This is a genomic window from bacterium, assembly GCA_029210545.1.
Lineage (GTDB): Bacteria > BMS3Abin14 > BMS3Abin14 > BMS3Abin14 > BMS3Abin14 > JARGFV01.
Map to the genome: position 1 here is coordinate 1 of JARGFV010000211.1, position 739 is coordinate 739.

Here is a 739-nt window from a genome sequence, read left to right on the forward strand (position 1 = left end):
GCCTGGGAGAACACCTCGTACTCGGCCCACAGGACCTCGGTAACCTCGCTAATGGAACTTCTGCTCAAGCAGTTTGACAGTTCCTGGAGTAGGAGTAGGAGACCATTAATAAAGCTGACTCACCACAGCCTGTCCTGAGCTTGTCGAAGGGCGCGGCCGCTAAGAGGCCGCGCCCCAGGGTTTCACAGAGAAATGCTCAGCCTTACCCTGTGTTACCCCGTGTACCCTGTGGTAAACAGTTTTTGATCTTCGGTTATGATGTGCTGGTATTGTCTATTGCCTGCCAGGTGGTCCGTGACTATATCCAACGCCATGAGGCTGCGGATCATTGTCCGGATCAACAGCAGCTACTCCGGTAGCCGCCTTCAGGCGGCCCGAGGTTTTAATAACCGCTTTGAGCGGTTCACAGTTCAAGCCCCCGGCTTTGCCGGGGGTACGTGACTTGTTCCCCCCTAAGCGATAAAAATAGCATAAACTGCTATATTGACAAAAGCGATAAAAACAAATAATCTGCCATTAGTGCTTAATGCCATGAGGTACCTCTACAGAAAAGGAGCGGTGCTATGCGGATAAATTTCTTGAGGTTGTTGGGCTGTTTTTTCCTTATATTTCTTGTTTCAAACTGCGGCGGCGGAGGCGCCGGAACCGGAGGCGATGCGCGTGAGGTCAACAACGCTCCCATCGCTCAGGCAGGGGGAGACCTCAACGCCTACCGGCAGGATACGGTGGTTCTGAACGG

Annotated in this window: 1 protein-coding gene; it reads right to left on the reverse strand. The window is 52.9% G+C overall.

The genetic code is table 11. From position 1 onward, the window contains the following. Positions 1-212: 212 nt before the first annotated feature. Positions 213-341, reverse strand: coding sequence for a hypothetical protein (locus P1S46_12345; GenBank protein ID MDF1537254.1), 129 nt, complete (start codon positions 339-341; stop codon positions 213-215). Positions 342-739 lie beyond the last annotated feature (398 nt).